This is a genomic window from Iningainema tapete BLCC-T55 (assembly GCF_014698965.1).
Classification (GTDB): Bacteria; Cyanobacteriota; Cyanobacteriia; order Cyanobacteriales; family Nostocaceae; genus Iningainema; species Iningainema tapete.
Genome location: NZ_JACXAE010000043.1, coordinates 45,083 through 61,720 on the forward strand (window position 1 = coordinate 45,083; position 16,638 = coordinate 61,720).

Consider the following 16,638-nt stretch of genomic DNA (forward strand, 5'->3'; position numbering starts at 1 on the left):
AAGTAAAAAGTTAAAAACTAGGAGTAAGATTATGACCCAAGCAATTAATAAACCTGTAATTAACACTCTGAGCAAACCACTAACAGATGGCACACAAGTATGGGACGCGATCGCAGGTCTGCACGGACACCCAACAGTGTTAGTTGCTCATGAACTGAAACTATTTCCACTGTTAGCAAAAACACCACGCACTTTGCAAGAAATTTGTCAGAGCCTTAACCTTGCACCACGAGCAGCAAGAGCGCTTTTATCCATCTGCTCATCTATGGGTTTTATTCAACTAATAGATGGATACTACTCCCTAACTCCTGTAGCTTGTGAATATCTCCTGGAAACTAGCCCCACTTCTTTTTGTGGTTGGTTAGACTTAATGATTGCCAACGCCAGTTCTTTCTCCTACGAGGGAATTAAGAAAGCCATTGTGACAGATGCTCCTGTAGTTTACGAAGGTGACTCACTCTATAAAGTTCACGAACAGGAAGAAAAAGATGAACTTACCCGCACTTTTACACGAGCTATGCATTCTGCTAGCGTAGCTGCCGCTTTAGCTTGGCCCGAAACTTTAAACCTGTCTAGCAATAAACGTATGCTGGATATTGCTGGTGGTTCTGGCGCTCACAGCATTGGTGCGACTCTCAAATGGTCTAAATTGAGAGCGACGATTTTAGACATTGCGCCAGTTTGCGAAGTCGCGCAAGAGTATATTACCCAGTATGGGCTGCAAGAAAGGATTAGCACAGAAGTCAGTGATATGTGGAATGACCCCTTCCCGTCAGCTGATTTACACTTTTATTCATTGATTTATCACAATTATGACCTGGAGAAAAACCGCTTTCTCACCAGAAAAAGCTTTGATAGTCTTGAACCTGGTGGACGCATCATCATTCATCAGTGGCTATTTAATGATGACCTAACAGGACCATTCCCAACAGCGGCGTACAACGTAATTATGCAGTTATGGTGTGCTGGAGGACAGGAATATTCAGGTCTAGAGTTATCCACCCTGCTAGCAGAGGTTGGGTTTGTTGATATCGAAGTTAAACCAACCTTTGGCTATTGGAGCATTGTTACTGGTCGAAAGGCACAAGAACAGTGCTGAGTTTTAAGTATGAAGAATACTACTCAGCACCAAGCCCTATAAAAAGTGGTGTGGATAGAGTTTTTGCTCTGAGTACAATACCATTTGAACTTTTAAATATGGAAATCAAAACCCTGACAGTTGAAGAAGTAACGTTAGTAGAACTGGCAGGTGAAGTGGATGCAAATACAGTACCAATGGTTCAAGAGAAGGTTTTACCCTTAGCCCTACCAAGTACCAAAATTATTATAGATTTGACCAAGGTTTCTTATATGTCTAGTGCTGGTTTGCGAATACTATTGACGCTATACCGACAAACATATGCTCAAGACGGGAAACTAGTACTGGTGGGACTTTCGTCAGAAATTCAAGACATCATGTCTGTGACTGGATTTCTCGACTTTTTTACAACTTGTGAAACACTTGAGTCAGGATTAAAAGTGTTGAAATGATTGTATTTAATTTCGGAAAATGTCATATGCGACAGATCGCTTTTAACCACAATAAAGGATGAACTACAATGTTAATGGAACGCATTGATATTCATCCAACGCATAGCTATCAAAATTTTAAGCTACGCAGAGGAAAACCATTTCCTTTCGGTGCCACTCTAGTACCAGGAGGCGTTAACTTTTCGATTTTTTCCAGCACGGCAACGTCCTGTACGTTGGTACTTTTCAAAAAGCACGCCCCTGAACCAATGGCAGAAATTCCGTTCTGTAAAGAATTTCGGATCGGCAATGTCTTTTGCATGGTTGTATTTGATTTGGACTACGAAAACATTGAGTACGGCTATCGCATGGACGGACCTTTTAATCCTCAAGAAGGTCACTGGTTTGACAAAAGCAAAATTCTCTTAGATCCCTATGCCAAAATTATTGGTGGTCGGGATGTCTGGGGAACTCCTCCTGACTGGAATAATATTTATCAACATCGTGCGCGGCTGGCTTTCGACGACTTTGACTGGGAAGATGACAGACCTTTGGAAATCCCTCCAGAAGACCTGATTATCTACGAAATGCATGTCCGTGGCTTTACCCGTCATCTCTGTTCTGGTGTGAAACATCCTGGAACTTTTGCAGGTATCCGTGAAAAAATCCCTTACCTCAAAGAGTTGGGTGTTAACTGTGTTGAATTAATGCCCATTTATGAGTTTGATGAGTTTGAGAACAGCCGCGTTCACTCAGAAACTGGGCAATTACTGTTAAATTACTGGGGCTATAGCACCGTAGGGTTCTTTGCTCCCAAGGCTGGCTATGCCGCTTCGGGCAAATGGGGAATGCAGGTTGATGAGTTTAAAGCCCTCGTCAAAGCGCTGCACAAAAATGGCATTGAGATCATACTAGATGTGGTCTTCAACCACACAGCGGAAGGTAACGAGTACGGTCAGACAATTTCTTTCCGGGGGCTTGACAATAAAATATACTATATGCTTACCCCGGATGGATACTACTTAAATTTTAGTGGCACTGGCAACACGCTTAACTGCAACAATCCAATTGTTCGGAATATGGTGCTTGATTGCCTGCGTTATTGGGCAAGCGAATATCACATCGACGGCTTCCGCTTTGATTTAGCTTCTATCTTGGGACGCGATCCTTGGGGAGCACCACTGGCTAACCCACCATTGCTGGAATTGCTTGCCTTCGACCCAATTTTAGCTAAGTGTAAACTGATTGCTGAAGCTTGGGATGCAGGCGGACTGTACCAAGTAGGTAGTTTCCCGGCTTTTGGTCGTTGGGCTGAGTGGAATGGTAAATACCGCGATGGTATTCGTAAATTCCTCAAAGGAGATCCCGGTAGGGTAGGAGATATGGCACAACGACTACAGGGTTCGCCAGACCTTTATGCTGGGGCAGAGCGTGGACCTGCCACATCGATTAATTTCATTACAGCACACGACGGATTTACCTTGGCTGATTTGGTTTCTTATCACCACAAGCACAACGAAGCTAACGGTGAAGACAACAATGATGGGTGTAATGATAATGACAGTTGGAATTGTGGTGCAGAAGGATGGACTGAAGACCAAAGTATCCTTTCCTTGCGTCAACGGCAAATGAAAAATGCGATCGCCATGCTCATGGTAAGTCAGGGCGTGCCGATGATTCTGATGGGGGATGAGATGGGACGCACTCAGTGCGGTAACAATAATACCTATTGCCACGACAACGAACTGAACTGGCTGAACTGGAATTTGTTGGAATCCAATGCCAATCTATTTCGATTTGTTAAAAACTGCATTGCCTTCCGCATGGCTCATCCGGTGCTGAGAAATCGGTATCATTTCCGTAATATTGACTATGTGGGTAGTGGTTATGCTGATATTACCTGGCATGGTACCCAAGCTTGGAATGCAGACTGGTCTGAGCATAGCCGTGTCCTAGCTTTTCTGCTCTGTGGCAAACACGCTCAGCAAGGGACAGTTCAAGACAACTACATTTATGTGGCGATGAATATGCATTTTTGTTCGCACTGGTTTGAAATTCCGGGCTTGCGAGACGACATGAAGTGGTATGTGTTCGTCAATACAGGCGCAACTCCACCAGAGGACATCTGGGAACCAGGTACAGAACCGTTACTTGAGAATCAGTCTGGATTACTCTTAGGCTCCTGCTCTGTCGTCATCCTTGTTGGTAAATGATGTCCAAACGCTAAATTGCCTTCTTTTTACTTTCATTCCATCCAAATCTCAAATCAAAAATCGAACTATGACTTTCAACGCAACTTTAGAAACAAACAACGATATCGCTAAAATCACTTTGTCTGGAGAACTGGATGCAAGTACCGCACCAGTGTTTAAGGAGAAGGTGGAGGAGGCGGCAACGCAAAATGTCAAACGTCTTGTTTTGCTCGCGCAAGACCTAGAATATATGTCTAGTGCTGGTTTAAGGGTATTAATCTTTGCAAAGCAAAAGATGGGAGCAAAGGTTGAAATCTATATAGTAGGCGCTCAGGAAATGGTGAAGGATACCATTGAGCATACTGGCTTCCACTATAGTGTAGTGATGCTCGATGAATATAACGTACAACACGTATAGGAATTTTGCCTGTCGAAGGGTGGGCTGAAGCCCACCTTCCTTGTTGAGTATTTTTGCTCACAGATAACTATGATGGAACAACTAACTGTACCAAATTCTCTCGATTCTTTGAAAGCGATCGCCAACTACGTTATGGCAGTAGCAGCAGCAGCTGGTTTGGATAAAAAAGCTTCATATAAACTGCGGTTGGCGGTAGACGAAATCGCTACTAATATCATTGTTTACGGATATCAAGAAGCAGGTCGGTCAGGAGTATTATATTTACAAGCCGAATTAAACGAAAAAGCTTTAACCATCTGTATGGAGGATACTGGTACCCCTTATGATTCTACCCACACAGAGATGCCCAATGACCTCGATCAGCCATTGTCCAAGCGGCAGGTAGGTGGATTAGGAGTGTACCTGGCTATTCATGGCGTGGATAAATTCATTTATGAACGAGTGGGCAACCGAAATCGAAATATTTTTATAGTAAACAGGAGTACAGTCAAAATATTTCGTAATTGATAATTCGTAATTCGTAATTATTAATTACGAATTATTTTGCTCTATTAGTAATAGACATTCTCTTCAAATATTGACATAGTATAAAGTGTGAGCATGACTTCCGTTTTCACCTAATTCATAAATAGTAATCATTTGGATAGTACCGATAAAGTTTGAAGTAAATGATTTAATCAAATGCCTCAGATTTTCTTCGTCACGAATCCGACTACAATCAAGACTTCTACCTAAAGTGATATGAGGATGAAAAGCATCTAGAATATATCGATATCCATAGCTAAGATAATTATGTTTTTCTAAAGGAGAGTAATTAGAAGTGTCTTTTTGCCGATCTTCTTCTGTGAGAAAGATTAAATCTTGTAGTCGTTCAAAAACAAATTTATGAGCTTCATAAAATATGGGGTGATTTAATGTCAAAAAATACCAACCAGGTGGCTTATACTCTAATTTAGCGTCTTTAAACTCTAAGGAGTATTTTTGCTCTCGGCAATAATCACGTAATTCGCAAATCAATCTCACCCAATCAATAGGATTCCTAAATCTTCCTTGGAGAAGTGTAATGTGTGGAAGATTTTGTTCGGTTCCCAATAAAGGACTTAGTGGGCATATATGTAATAATTTCGTCTGTAATTCCACCAGAGATTCAATTGTCTCTGCGCTCGGAACCATTGCAATACCAACTTTCATGCTAGGTAAAGAAAATCTGAAAAGTTAATCAATCTTTACAAGAAACATCCAAGGAAAAGCGATCGCCTCGGAAATGGCTGACTGTATACTCGAATAATTCGTTATTTTGGTCGCAGACTTGGCTTTTAGTTGTTAATACTGGCGATCCTGGGGGAATTTTGAGAAGTTTCGCTTCTTCTTTGTAAGCCGCTTGCGTTTCAATTTGAGTGCGAGTACGACGCGGCTGAATCCCATAGTGGTTTCGCAGTAAACTGTAGAGAGAGTGAGCCTTGTAAATCAGTACAGGTAAGTCAGGAAATTTTTCCAACAGTAAATAGGAAATGCTGATACATAATGGCAGCATTTGCGGTACAGTGGTACTATCAGCCATAGTTGGTGATGCTGCACGTAGAAGTTTTACTCGAAATACTGAATTTCCCACATTAGTTTCTAATAAACTAGCAAGTTCTTCGCCGACTGTAATGCTTTTGCCACTAATGATTCGGATACAGGGAAGATAACCCAAATTGAATAAAGTTTGAGTAAAGTTAGTATTGAAGTTAAGAGAATAATCAATCTTTTCTTCTTTAACAAAAGCACCGCGCCCTTGTATTCTGTATACCAAATCCTTATCAACTACTGCTGTGATCGCCATGCGAGCTGTGAGCCGATGAACACTGTACTGAGTAGCTAATTCATTTTCTGAAGGTAAGCGATCGCCCGGACGATAAACACCAGCTTCAATATCGGCGATGAGCTTTTGTGCTATCTGATTGTAGAGAGAATTACCTTTTTGTGGTTGGTTTATGGGTTTCATAAAAACATCACCCCAATTTAATAATTACAGTTTGTTATTGTCGGCAAAAACCTTTAATCATCTACACAACGATTAAAATTGATAGTAAATCATAATTTTTTTTTAATTTAAAATTTAAATATTTTTTAATTTCCATCTTGTCAAGCTAATAAAATATAAATTAATAAGCAATATAGCAATCCTATTTGAGTTGCAAATGCTAGCTATCAAAAACCCGGTTTCTTAAAGAAACCGGGTTTCTCGGTGTTCGTAAATTATTTACGACTGCTATATATTTATGTTAATTGTTATTTATATAATACTTTTGATTTAAGAACAGGTAAAAAAATCAGTAATTTTTGTTTAAAATTACTGATTTTATAGTTAAAAACGATGTAGAGACGTTCCCTCATCCTTCATACAAGGATTGCAGACAACGAACAATTAAATTCGGTTGATGCCTTCTAAATATCGTCGCGTGTTTGATTCCAACGAGAACCTAAAATACCTAAAAACTGAAGGTCACACGCATAGCTCCTACATAAATGTTATTGTTGTTACTATTATGTTCTGGGTTAAAAATTACAAATGCTCCAGGGGTGATGGCGATATTGTCAGTCATCCTATAGCGATAGAAAGCTTCCAGATGGTATGAAGTATCCCGATCTTGAAAAAGACTAACATCGTTATCTGTTACCTTAGGTGGCATACCGAATACGAAACCCAGTAAGCTACCTTTAGAACCAATGTCAGACACACCCAATGTTGCCGCCCAGTTCCAAATGTTTGCGCTATCTCCTCTGGTTACATTAGTGGGAGTACCGTCTTCAGCGATCGCAGTCGTATAACCAACCCAACCAGATAGAGAAATTTTCGGGTTGAATCGGAAGTTTGCTTGTATCCCATAGTGATTAGCAGAAGTTGCAACGTTACCAAAAGGCTGATTAGCAAAAGCACTACCAGTCGTACCGGAGACTTGGACACCACCTGAGGAATTATAGTAGGAATGCACGTAGGTAAAACCTAAGTTAATGACATCATTAGGTCGAAATGCCAACTGCGCAAGGGCTGCATAGGAACCATCATCAAGGCCAAACTTCTGCGCCGGGTTATTGGCAACACCAGGGCGTGTCATATAGCCCAAACTTAAAGCAAGTGCTTTGTTAAAGTTATAGGTGAAAGTCGCTCCTGTACCTTCGGCACTTTCCCGGTAGATCGGATTAAAGCGCCCGAATCGGGAAAGCGCACCGTTACCACTTGAGTCAAAGCCAGGGTTAAAGTTGAACATATTGTCATTGAACTCACCCCCAGTTGCCGAAACATAGACAACTGCTTGCGACGTTAAGGGGAAGCGGTATTCTAGCTTTTGTAAGAAGGCACTATTGTTTTCATTGCCGTCATAACCCAATCGCGTCATGTTAGTTCCTGTCACCGCACTACCAAATTGGGTAATGTTGCGAGCTTGCAGACGAGCTTGCAGCCGATCTTTGCCAGTAAAACTGGTAAGGAAGTTGAGGCGTATACGATTGCCAAAGATAATGTTGGTGTTCAAGTCAGGATTGTTAGCAGTGCTACTAGAAGGAAGAGCTTGTTGATCACCAAAAGTATCAGCAATAGTAAAGATAGCTTCACCTACAAGTTTGGTAGTCGTTGAGAATTGATTTGCTTCCAATTGAGCAGTATGCGCTTCTAAAGTATCCACCCGACCGCGCAGGGTTGCTAGTTCTGGGGAAAACTCTTCTTGCAACCGTTGCAAAATAGCCAAATCTTCTTTTGTGACTAATTGAGCTGTTGCTGTGGCAATTAGTTCGCTGACTCGATCCAAACAAGCATTTAAACCTGCAGCAAATTCATAACGAGTCATTGGTCGGTTGCCGCGATAAGTACCATTCGGATAACCGGCAATACAACCATAGCGTTCAACCAAAGACTGCAATGCTTGGAAAGCCCAGTCTGTTGGTTGTACATCAGAAAATTGGGAAACCGATGTCACTTGTGATAGAGAATTGTGATTCCCTTGGTTACTGTATCGGTTAACTTGTTCTAAAACTTCAGTGGTTTCTTGAACATTAGCAGTATCCGTAACAGAGGTTTGAGCAATTTGGATGCTGTCTACGTTCTTCTGCACTATGGTTGCTGGTGTCTCAAGCTGTTTATTGTCTGTGATATTTACTATGTCGATACCAACTTCAGTCGCTGATGCTTTGGTAGATATGGTGGCATTTGCTGTTAATATGATACCTAAGACAACTGGATACAGTTGTAAGTTATTCCAAAATATTCTGAGCATTTTTTAATCCTCACATCTTGATTGACTAAATCTGATAAGCTGTGACGCATTTAAAATGTATATTTACTCATTAGGGCCGTCATTTGTCATTAGTCATTTGTCACAAAGGACACGCTGACGAAGGACAAAGGACTGTCTTCACGAAAAAATGTTCAATTTAGATGCGTATTAGCTTAGCTTTCCTCTTAAAAATTTCTTACTAGGAAAAGGAAATGGAATAAAAACTAATTTTTCAGAGGGTAATTCTTAAATTACAGAGTATTTATTAAGTTCCCAGGAGCAATTTTATTAAAAAATTTTTATGAGCATGTCTACACAAGTACAACTACTTGTATAAGGTTTGTAGTAAGCGCTTTAGCGCTAAAGCGCTTACTACGAGCTAATTTACAAACTTTACTTTTCTTTACATAGTTGGGTTTATTCGTGCCAATCTACTTACTTAAATCTGAAAAGAATAAGCAGTTAGTATAGTAGTCTTAAATAATTAGTAAGCAATTATAGGAATCCGGTTTGATTTTTGAACAAATCTACGTATATGTAGGTAGGGCTATGCCACACAAATCCCAGGTGTGGTGGGCAGTGCCCACCCTACGTGTATTTCAAAAATCAAATAGAAATCCTATAGAAGCCCGGTTTCTTTGAGAAACCGGGCTTCTTTGGATGCGTAGAGTTAATTCAAGCTATACAAGTAGAGTTGCTTGTATATATTGCCTCATAAGTAACTTTTAATAAAACTACCCCTTGGAATTTAAAAAACAAACCTTAGATTAAAACTAAGACAAATCGAGGTGAGAAATTCTCAAGTCGTTTTCAAGGGTTCCTGCCTCGCTTATTATCTGACTTCACAAGCTGAAAAGCTTTTATTTCTGAACGTTTTAGCTAAAGAACTTCATACTTCGATTAATTAATCCTTTACTTAAGTAGGAGATTTGCGTCTATGTTTTACCGAAAGTTTGTCACTACTGCTGTCGCTGTTTTACCTGTTTTAGCAATCGGTAGTCAGGTAAATCCTCAAACAATGGGTTCTTTGCTGCAAGGACAATTGAACTTACCAGTGGCTTCAGCTCAAAACCGTCCGATTGTGATGGGGCTAATTCCTGCCGAAAATAACCAAGAAATGGTGCAAAAATTTGAGCCAATGCGAGCCTACCTGGAAAAGAAACTTAATCGCCCTGTCAAAGTTTTCACCGCTACTGATTATGCAGGTGTAATTGAAGCCATGAGAAGAGACCGGGTAGACATTGCTTGGTTTGGTCCTCTCTCCTACGTGCTTGCTGAGCAAGAAGCAGGAGCAGAAGCTTTTGCGGTAGGTGTTCGTAAAAATGGTCAATCCACATACCGCAGTATATTTGTTGTGCCTGGTGATTCACCTATCAAATCTCTGCAAGATTTAAAAGGCAAGAGTGTTGCCTTTGTCGATCCAGCTTCTACATCTGGAGCACTCGTACCAAGTTTCATCGTTAAGAAAACCACAGGAAAGTTGCCTCAAGAATTTTTCGGTAAGCTAACTTATGCTGGTTCCCATGATGCTGCCCAACTAGCAGTTAAAAACAGGACTGTAGATGCAGCTGCTGACAACGATATCACTTACGAAAAGATGCTTTCTCAAGGTTTAATCACCAAACAAAGCAATCGCGTGCTGCTTACCTCTGATCCCTTGCCTGGTTCTCCCCTTGTCTACCGTAACGACTTGGATGCAGCTACTAAACAAAAAATTCGGGATGCTATTTTAGGTGCCCACAAAGAAATTCAAGTAACAGGCTACGGCGATCTTCTGCGTTACGATGCGGTTACTCCCAGTAAATATCAACCAATTCGGGATATGGTCCAGCAGTTGGGACTCAGACGCGAGCAAATGCTGAAGTGATATGTGTTGTTAATTGTTAGTAGTTAGTTGTTGCTTGCTATTCCATTAACTACTAACACCCACTACAATTTTTTAAATTTTGAATTGCTTATGTGTTTAATACAACTCAATCAAGTCAGTAAGCGCTACGAAAATGGGTTTCAAGCTCTGCATCCCACGACATTGACAATCAATTCAGGCGAATTCACTGTCATTCTTGGACCTTCTGGTGCAGGAAAATCTACACTACTACGTCTCATTAATGGCTTAGAAACTCCCAGTAGTGGTCAAATTTTCATTGCCGATCGCCAACTAACAAAAGAAAATCGACGTCGCCTTCGCGCTCAAATTGGCATGGTGTTCCAACAATTTAATTTGGTGGGTCGCTTAAACGTTATGACTAACGTTCTCACCGGAAGACTATATCACCGTTCTTGGTGGGAAAGTCTGTTTTACCTATTTCCTAAAAAAGATTATGAATTAGCCCATTGGGCATTAACACGGGTCAATTTGACAGATAAAGCTTGGAATCGCGCCAGCAGACTCTCTGGAGGTCAGCAGCAACGAGTAGCGATCGCCCGTGTTTTAGCCCAGCAACCCCAGGTGATTCTGGCAGATGAACCTGTAGCCAGTCTCGATCCAGTAACTACTGACGAAATTATGCACTTGTTGCAAGATATTTGCAAAAGTGATGGTGTGACTGTAGTTGCAAGCTTACACCAAGTTGGGTTAGCGATGCAGTTTGCCGAACGCATCATTGGCATCAATCAAGGTCAAGTTGTTTTTGATGGTACAGCCTGCGAATTATTTCATCAACAAGAAATTCTCGAAACCATTTATCGTCGTCCGGATGGAAGCTTAGATGAAAACTTTAACATGGAAATGGCATTGGCCAAGTCATAACGGTTTGCCTCCTCTTTCACTAATTGCTTTGCTGTTAGTAATTTTGCTAGCTCTTGGCAGTACCGCTGCATTGGTGGAAGTGGATTTAGTCCATATCTTTCAATCCACAGGAAGACTGTTTGAGTTTACACGACAATTATTTGCTGTTCCTAATTGGAGCTATCTGCCAACTCTGGGAACAAAAATGTTGGAAACTTTAGAAATTGCTTTTTTAAGTACAACCCTTGCCCTGATTCTCAGCCTACCTCTAGGAATACTTGCAGCTCGCAACAGCAGTCTTCATCCCATTGTTTACCATTGTAGCCGTAACCTTCTTTCTGTAATGCGTGCTTTACCAGAAGTCGTGTGGGCGCTGATATTTGTTTCAGCAGTGGGACTAGGTGCATTACCAGGAGTGATGGCACTCACTTTTGTCACAACTGGCTTCATGGCAAAGTTTTTTGCTGAAAGTATTGAAGTAGTAAATAGCAAGGCTATTGAGGGAATTACAGCCACAGGTGCAAATTGGTTGCAAGTGATCAACTTCGCAATGCTTCCCCAAGCTTTTCCTGATTTAATTGGCACAGTTCTCTATATTCTCGACCACAATCTGCGCACAGCAACAATTGTTGGTTTAGTAGGTGCTGGCGGAATTGGCTATGAGCTTGTGACATCAATTCGCCTATTTAACTATAGCCAACTCGTCATGATTGTGCTGACGATTTATTTAGCTGTAACTGTGCTGGATCGGGTATCGAACCAATTACGATCGCGAGTGATATAAAGATGTTAATCAAGAATTCTCAACTTCCGCCTCTGCCTAAAAAACCTGCTAATTTGGTTCCGCTTTGGTTGTGTTTATTATTAATCCTTATCGGGTTAGTGATTGTCCATTTAGAAATATCATTTGAAACTTTATTTTGGGGTTTTAGTGATATTCTTGAATACTTAGGAAGGTACACATCACCAAACTTTAGTGCAATTAGTAAGTATCTGGAATTGATGGGGCAAACTTTAGCAATAGCCCTATGGGGAACGGCTTTAGCCTTTAGTATTAGCTTATTCCTGACACCATTGGCTGCCAAAAATATTTCTCCTTATCCTGTACTTTACAGAATTGTACGCGAGTTGCTGATCTTTTTGCTAGCCTTGCCTGATTTGATTTTAGCGCTGATATTTGTAGCAGCTTTAGGTCTTGGTCCTTTACCAGGGGTGTTAGCTTTAGGGTTTCATACAGCAGGGTTCTTGTCTAAGTTTTTTTCAGAAAGTATGGAGCGAGTTGAACCAGGAGTTTATGAAGCTATTAATGCCACTGGTGCTAACTTTCTTCAACTAGTGATGTTTGCGGCTTGGCCCTCAATTATTCAAGAAGTCGTTGGCTATACTTTGTATATTTTTGACCGAAATGTTAGAGTAGCAACTGTATTGGGATTGGTGGGAGCCGGAGGAATTGGTTTAGAGTTAAATGCTAATTTGCGCTTTTTTCAATATGACCAGGCGGCGGCAATAATTATCATTATCCTCATCACAATTGTTACCATTGATTACCTTTCTGGTTTCTTAAGAAGAAAACTTTCATGAAAATTCCTTCTCGATGTCTTTGGATCAGAGCCTTAACTGCTCATTCACCTCATAAGCTTGTATCTTTAGCAGAAGATTTAACCTCCAATATGTCAGTCAACTATAAATCTTTACCTGAAGCTGGCTTAAGTTTACTGCAAATGGAAGATGGTGTGTTTCACGAACCCTACTATTTAGGAGAAATCCCTGTGGCAAGTGCGTGGATAGAAATCACCAATTCAAGGGATGAAAGCTTTGAGGGTGCTGCTCAGGTTATGAGTGATTCTGCTGATTTAGCCGTAGCTCTAGCCATATGTGATGCGATCATGGCTCATCAACTACCGGGGTGGCAAAAAGTTGCCGATTTAATTGACAAAGGAATAGAAAAACGCACTTTGGAAGAAGCTCAACGGGGTGCAATTTTAGCAAAAACAAAGGTAAATTTTTCTTTGTTGAGTCAGGAAGAAGAAGATGCTGAAGATTGATACTATTTGGCTACCAGAAACCCAACAGAAGATTTTTCGTAATTTGTTGCATTGTATGAGCTTACCAGGAGAAATTTCTGATTTAAGCGAGTATTTAAATAAATCTTCAGCTTTGGTGGGGGTGTTAGCAACACTTTTAGATAAAAGTGTGAGTTGGAGTGATGAAGACGGTTTGGTGAGTCCAAGCGATCGCTACCTACTTCAAGCACCTACCGCCTCTGTAGAAACAGCAAAATTTGTAGTCAGAAATGCTACTAATCCCCCAGAAAGTCATTTCACACCCAACTTAGGAGAGTTACCCAATCCAGAAACAGGAGCTACCATTATCCTTCAAGGAACAGCATTAGCTATAGGGAATACAACGCTACAGTTATCAGGTGCTGGCGTGAAAGGAACTCGCTTAGTTAATCTGGCTGGATTTCATCCTGAATGGTTCAGGCGGCGTCACGATTGGAACACAAATTTTCCTTTAGGAGTAGACGTGATTTTGGTAGATTCTACTCGAATTATGGCACTACCTAGAACCACTCATATTCAAATGAGTTACTTCTCTTCTACTTTGTATGGATAAATCCAAAATCTAAAATTCAAAATCAATTATGGGTTACGTTGCAATTAAAGGCGGCGAAACAGCTATCGAAGAAGCAATTAAATTACTAGACTTCTTAAGAACCCAGGATAGCACTGAATCGCCCTTAGCTCTAGAAACAATTCGTCATCAACTGCACTTTTTACACAGTCGTGTTTTATCAGAAGGAGGCTTATATCATCCTGAGTTAGCCTCGCTAGCAATTAAGCAAAGTGCTGGTGATACTCTAGAAGCTGCTTTTTACTTAAGAGCTTATCGTTCAACTCGTCCACGTTTGAGCGAAACCCCTCTTCATAATGGTAAAAATATGCGTCTTATCCGCCGCATTTCTTCCACATTCAAGGATATTCCCGGTGGTCAAATGTTGGGACCAACACCAGATTATTTACAGCGTCTGTTTCGGTTTGAACTGCTAGAAGAATCACCAAAACAGTTTCGGAAAATTGCTAAGAATTGGCTGAAAGACATACCAGAAGAAGCGCTACCAACAACGTTTCCTAAGGTGTTGGATACATTACGTCAAGAAGGTTTGCTACCAGCAGTTACAGAACATCACGAACCTCCCTTTGATATCACAAGGGAACCTTTAGTTTTCCCAGTTCCACGTTCTGCAGCACTATCGACTATGGCACGGGCAGAAACAGGTTCTATTTTATCCATTGCCTATTCCAATATGCGCGGTTATGGCGACATCCACCCCACTGTGGCTGAGTTACGAGTTGGTTACCTACCAGTTCAATTAGCACATCCAGTGACGGGTGAATTGATTGAAATTGGAGAAGTGCTGATGACGGAGTGTGAAGTTATTGCTATGTATGAGGCGGATGAAAACAAAAGTAAACCTACTTTTGGCTTGGGATATGGTGCTTGTTTTGGACATAACGAAGTCAAAGCCATAGCTATGGCTATCTTAGATCGCGCTTTGCAAAAAGGCATGAAACAAGGTCCCAATCACCCCTCCGAAGATCCCGAATTTGTGCTTCTCCATATTGATGGCATTGAGTCAATGGGTTTTGCCTCCCACTACAAAATGCCCCACTATGTCACCTTCCAATCTGACTTAGATAGACTCCGTACCACTCAAAAAAATTACGAACAAAAGTAATGAAACTCAGAGCGCAATCTTTAATCAATCAGAAGTTAGCAACAAAAGAGAGTGTATTTTTAGAATCAAAAAAAGGCACTTATACACCTCAAAACCATGCTTATAGCTATCAATTTGGCTTTTTAGATGAAGACGCCAAAAAAGAGATTCGCCGCGCCCTCCTCAAAGCTGTTGCTATTCCTGGCTATCAAGTACCTTACGCCTCCCGTGAGATGCCAATTGCTAGGGGATTCGGTACTGGCGGATTACAAATTACTCTCTCTCTCATTGGTGCTGATGACACTCTCAAAGTCATAGATCAAGGAAGTGATGACTCTGTCAATGCTGTCAACATCCGCAAATTTACTGCCACAACTTGTCCTGGGATAAAACTTACCAATCACACACAAGAAGCTACCATAATTCAAACTCGTCACCGCATTCCCGAAATTCCCTTAAAGCGTGGGCAAATTCTGGTTCTCCAAGTTCCTTATCCTGATCCTTTGGTAGTAGTAGAAGCAAGTGAAGAAAAGCGCAAAATTATGCATAGTGAAGGTGACTATGCACGTTTGTGGGTGAAGTTGTATGAAGATATAGTGAAATTTTCTGAAATTACCATCTCTCACCGCTATCCTACCCGTATCAACAGGTTCTATGTGATCGATCCCTCACCAATTCCCCGTTTTGATGTACTAAAACTGCACCAATCTGAATGCTTAAATCTCTTTGGTGCTGGGAGAGAAAAGAAAATTTATGTTGTGCCACCTTATACAAATGCTGAACCTCTAGCCTTCAGAGATATTCCCTTCCGAGTTGAAGATTTTACCAATGAAAAAGGTGAGCGCTATGCTTGTGTTCGGTGTGGTTCTACTACTAGTTTTTTAGATGAACTTATCAGCAACACAGGAGAAAAAATTTATCAATGTTCTGACAGTGACTACTGCAATCAGCATCTCGCTTTCGAGGAAATAGGTGATGAATAAGATTTTACAAGTTCGAGATTTGACAAAAATATACGGTTCTGGTTGCAGCCAATGTTCCACTGCTACTGGACCTGAAACTAATACGAATATCTGTCCTTACTGCGGAAGTATTGTTGCCACTTTTGATGTTTCTTTTGACCTTTATCAGGGGGAAATTCTCGGCATTATGGGGGAGTCAGGCAGTGGCAAATCCACTCTCGTAAAAATGCTGTATTTTGACCAAAAACCAACTCAAGGTAATGCTAAATTTTATGATAAGAGTAAAACTTACGACTTATTTACCTTAAATCCGGCACAAGCTAGATGGTTGAGGAATCATAAGTTTGGCATGGTTTATCAGAACCCTCACTTGGGCTTGAATTTCCGGGTAACAGCAGGAGGAAATATCGCTGAACGGCTGTTAATGAGCGATGTGTTGGATTATGGAGAAATACGCGATCGCTCTAAAAATCTGTTGGCTCGTACCGAATTCCTAATTGAGCGCATCGACGAATTACCTAAAAATTTTTCTGGAGGAATGCAACAGCGAGTCCAAATCACTCGTGCCTTAGCTACTGAACCACCGTTACTATTTCTTGATGAAGTAACAACAGGATTAGATTTATCAATTCAGGCAAAAATTCTCGATTTAATTCTAGAACTACAGCAACAATTAAGAGTGACAATGATTGTTGTTACCCACGATTTAGGAGTTATTCGGCTCTTGACATCGCGCACAATTGTGATGAAGTATGGTCGAGTCGTCGAATCAGGTTTAACTGACCAAATACTCGAAGATCCTCAACATATTTATACCCAGCAGTTAGTCGCTTCTGCTTTGTAAGCAACAGAAAA

17 protein-coding genes are annotated in these 16,638 nt (G+C 40.9%); 14 read left to right on the forward strand and 3 right to left on the reverse strand.

The window, feature by feature from the left end:
• Positions 1 to 31 precede the first annotated feature (31 nt).
• From ICL16_RS11615 to ICL16_RS11635, 5 genes are all read left to right on the forward strand, one after another.
• Positions 32 to 1,099: a methyltransferase gene (locus ICL16_RS11615; protein WP_190827605.1), complete on the forward strand. Its 1,068-nt coding sequence runs from the start codon at positions 32 to 34 to the stop codon at positions 1,097 to 1,099.
• Positions 1,093 to 1,530, forward strand: a complete 438-nt coding sequence (locus tag ICL16_RS11620) for an anti-sigma factor antagonist (protein WP_337906985.1) — start codon at positions 1,093 to 1,095, stop codon at positions 1,528 to 1,530. Before ICL16_RS11615 ends, ICL16_RS11620 begins: the two co-directional genes overlap by 7 nt.
• Positions 1,531 to 1,598: 68 nt before the next feature.
• Positions 1,599 to 3,722, forward strand: coding sequence for a glycogen debranching protein GlgX (gene glgX / locus ICL16_RS11625; RefSeq protein ID WP_238360733.1), 2,124 nt, complete (start codon positions 1,599 to 1,601; stop codon positions 3,720 to 3,722).
• A 67-nt stretch (positions 3,723 to 3,789) separates the two neighbouring features.
• A complete protein-coding gene (locus ICL16_RS11630; RefSeq protein ID WP_190827611.1) occupies positions 3,790 to 4,119 on the forward strand; it encodes an anti-sigma factor antagonist in 330 nt (109 codons plus the stop codon).
• A gap of 69 nt (positions 4,120 to 4,188) precedes the next feature.
• Positions 4,189 to 4,626: an ATP-binding protein gene (locus tag ICL16_RS11635; RefSeq protein WP_238360734.1), complete on the forward strand. Its 438-nt coding sequence runs from the start codon at positions 4,189 to 4,191 to the stop codon at positions 4,624 to 4,626.
• A 63-nt stretch (positions 4,627 to 4,689) separates the two neighbouring features.
• Here ICL16_RS11635 and ICL16_RS11640 read toward each other — a convergent pair whose 3' ends face one another.
• From ICL16_RS11640 to ICL16_RS11650, 3 genes are all read right to left on the reverse strand, one after another.
• Positions 4,690 to 5,292, reverse strand: a complete 603-nt coding sequence (locus tag ICL16_RS11640) for a DUF1045 domain-containing protein (RefSeq protein WP_238360735.1) — start codon at positions 5,290 to 5,292, stop codon at positions 4,690 to 4,692.
• 46 nt (positions 5,293 to 5,338) lie between these two features.
• The gene (locus ICL16_RS11645) at positions 5,339 to 6,106 is read right to left on the reverse strand and encodes a GntR family transcriptional regulator (RefSeq protein ID WP_190827614.1); all 768 of its coding nucleotides are present in this window, start codon (positions 6,104 to 6,106) and stop codon (positions 5,339 to 5,341) included.
• A 487-nt stretch (positions 6,107 to 6,593) separates the two neighbouring features.
• Positions 6,594 to 8,375 carry an iron uptake porin gene (locus ICL16_RS11650; protein WP_190827621.1) on the reverse strand — a complete coding sequence of 594 codons (1,782 nt, stop codon included), beginning with the start codon at positions 8,373 to 8,375 and terminating at the stop codon, positions 6,594 to 6,596.
• Between the two features lie 937 nt (positions 8,376 to 9,312).
• Here ICL16_RS11650 and phnD point away from each other — a divergent pair.
• The 9 genes from phnD (at position 9,313) to ICL16_RS11695 (ending at position 16,627) form a co-directional block, all read left to right on the forward strand.
• Positions 9,313 to 10,242: a phosphonate ABC transporter substrate-binding protein gene (gene phnD, locus ICL16_RS11655; protein ID WP_190827627.1), complete on the forward strand. Its 930-nt coding sequence runs from the start codon at positions 9,313 to 9,315 to the stop codon at positions 10,240 to 10,242.
• Between the two features lie 90 nt (positions 10,243 to 10,332).
• Complete coding sequence (gene phnC / locus ICL16_RS11660) at positions 10,333 to 11,124, forward strand: phosphonate ABC transporter ATP-binding protein (protein ID WP_190827630.1); 792 nt, start codon at positions 10,333 to 10,335, stop codon at positions 11,122 to 11,124.
• Positions 11,084 to 11,887, forward strand: coding sequence for a phosphonate ABC transporter, permease protein PhnE (phnE, locus tag ICL16_RS11665; protein WP_190827632.1), 804 nt, complete (start codon positions 11,084 to 11,086; stop codon positions 11,885 to 11,887). Before phnC ends, phnE (ICL16_RS11665) begins: the two co-directional genes overlap by 41 nt.
• Before the next feature lie 2 nt (positions 11,888 to 11,889).
• Positions 11,890 to 12,684 (forward strand): phosphonate ABC transporter, permease protein PhnE, encoded by a 795-nt coding sequence (gene phnE, locus ICL16_RS11670; RefSeq protein ID WP_190827634.1) that lies wholly within the window; start codon positions 11,890 to 11,892, stop codon positions 12,682 to 12,684.
• Positions 12,681 to 13,148 (forward strand): phosphonate C-P lyase system protein PhnG, encoded by a 468-nt coding sequence (phnG, locus tag ICL16_RS11675; protein WP_190827637.1) that lies wholly within the window; start codon positions 12,681 to 12,683, stop codon positions 13,146 to 13,148. Before phnE (ICL16_RS11670) ends, phnG begins: the two co-directional genes overlap by 4 nt.
• Entirely contained in the window at positions 13,135 to 13,719 is a 585-nt protein-coding gene (gene phnH, locus ICL16_RS11680; RefSeq protein ID WP_190827639.1) for a phosphonate C-P lyase system protein PhnH, read from the forward strand. Before phnG ends, phnH begins: the two co-directional genes overlap by 14 nt.
• A 28-nt stretch (positions 13,720 to 13,747) precedes the next feature.
• Positions 13,748 to 14,842 carry a carbon-phosphorus lyase complex subunit PhnI gene (locus ICL16_RS11685; protein ID WP_190827641.1) on the forward strand — a complete coding sequence of 365 codons (1,095 nt, stop codon included), beginning with the start codon at positions 13,748 to 13,750 and terminating at the stop codon, positions 14,840 to 14,842.
• Positions 14,842 to 15,804, forward strand: coding sequence for an alpha-D-ribose 1-methylphosphonate 5-phosphate C-P-lyase PhnJ (locus ICL16_RS11690; RefSeq protein ID WP_190827643.1), 963 nt, complete (start codon positions 14,842 to 14,844; stop codon positions 15,802 to 15,804). The genes ICL16_RS11685 and ICL16_RS11690 overlap by 1 nt, the downstream gene beginning before the upstream one ends.
• A complete protein-coding gene (locus tag ICL16_RS11695) occupies positions 15,797 to 16,627 on the forward strand; it encodes an ATP-binding cassette domain-containing protein (protein ID WP_190827644.1) in 831 nt (276 codons plus the stop codon). The genes ICL16_RS11690 and ICL16_RS11695 overlap by 8 nt, the downstream gene beginning before the upstream one ends.
• Positions 16,628 to 16,638: the final 11 nt, after the last annotated feature.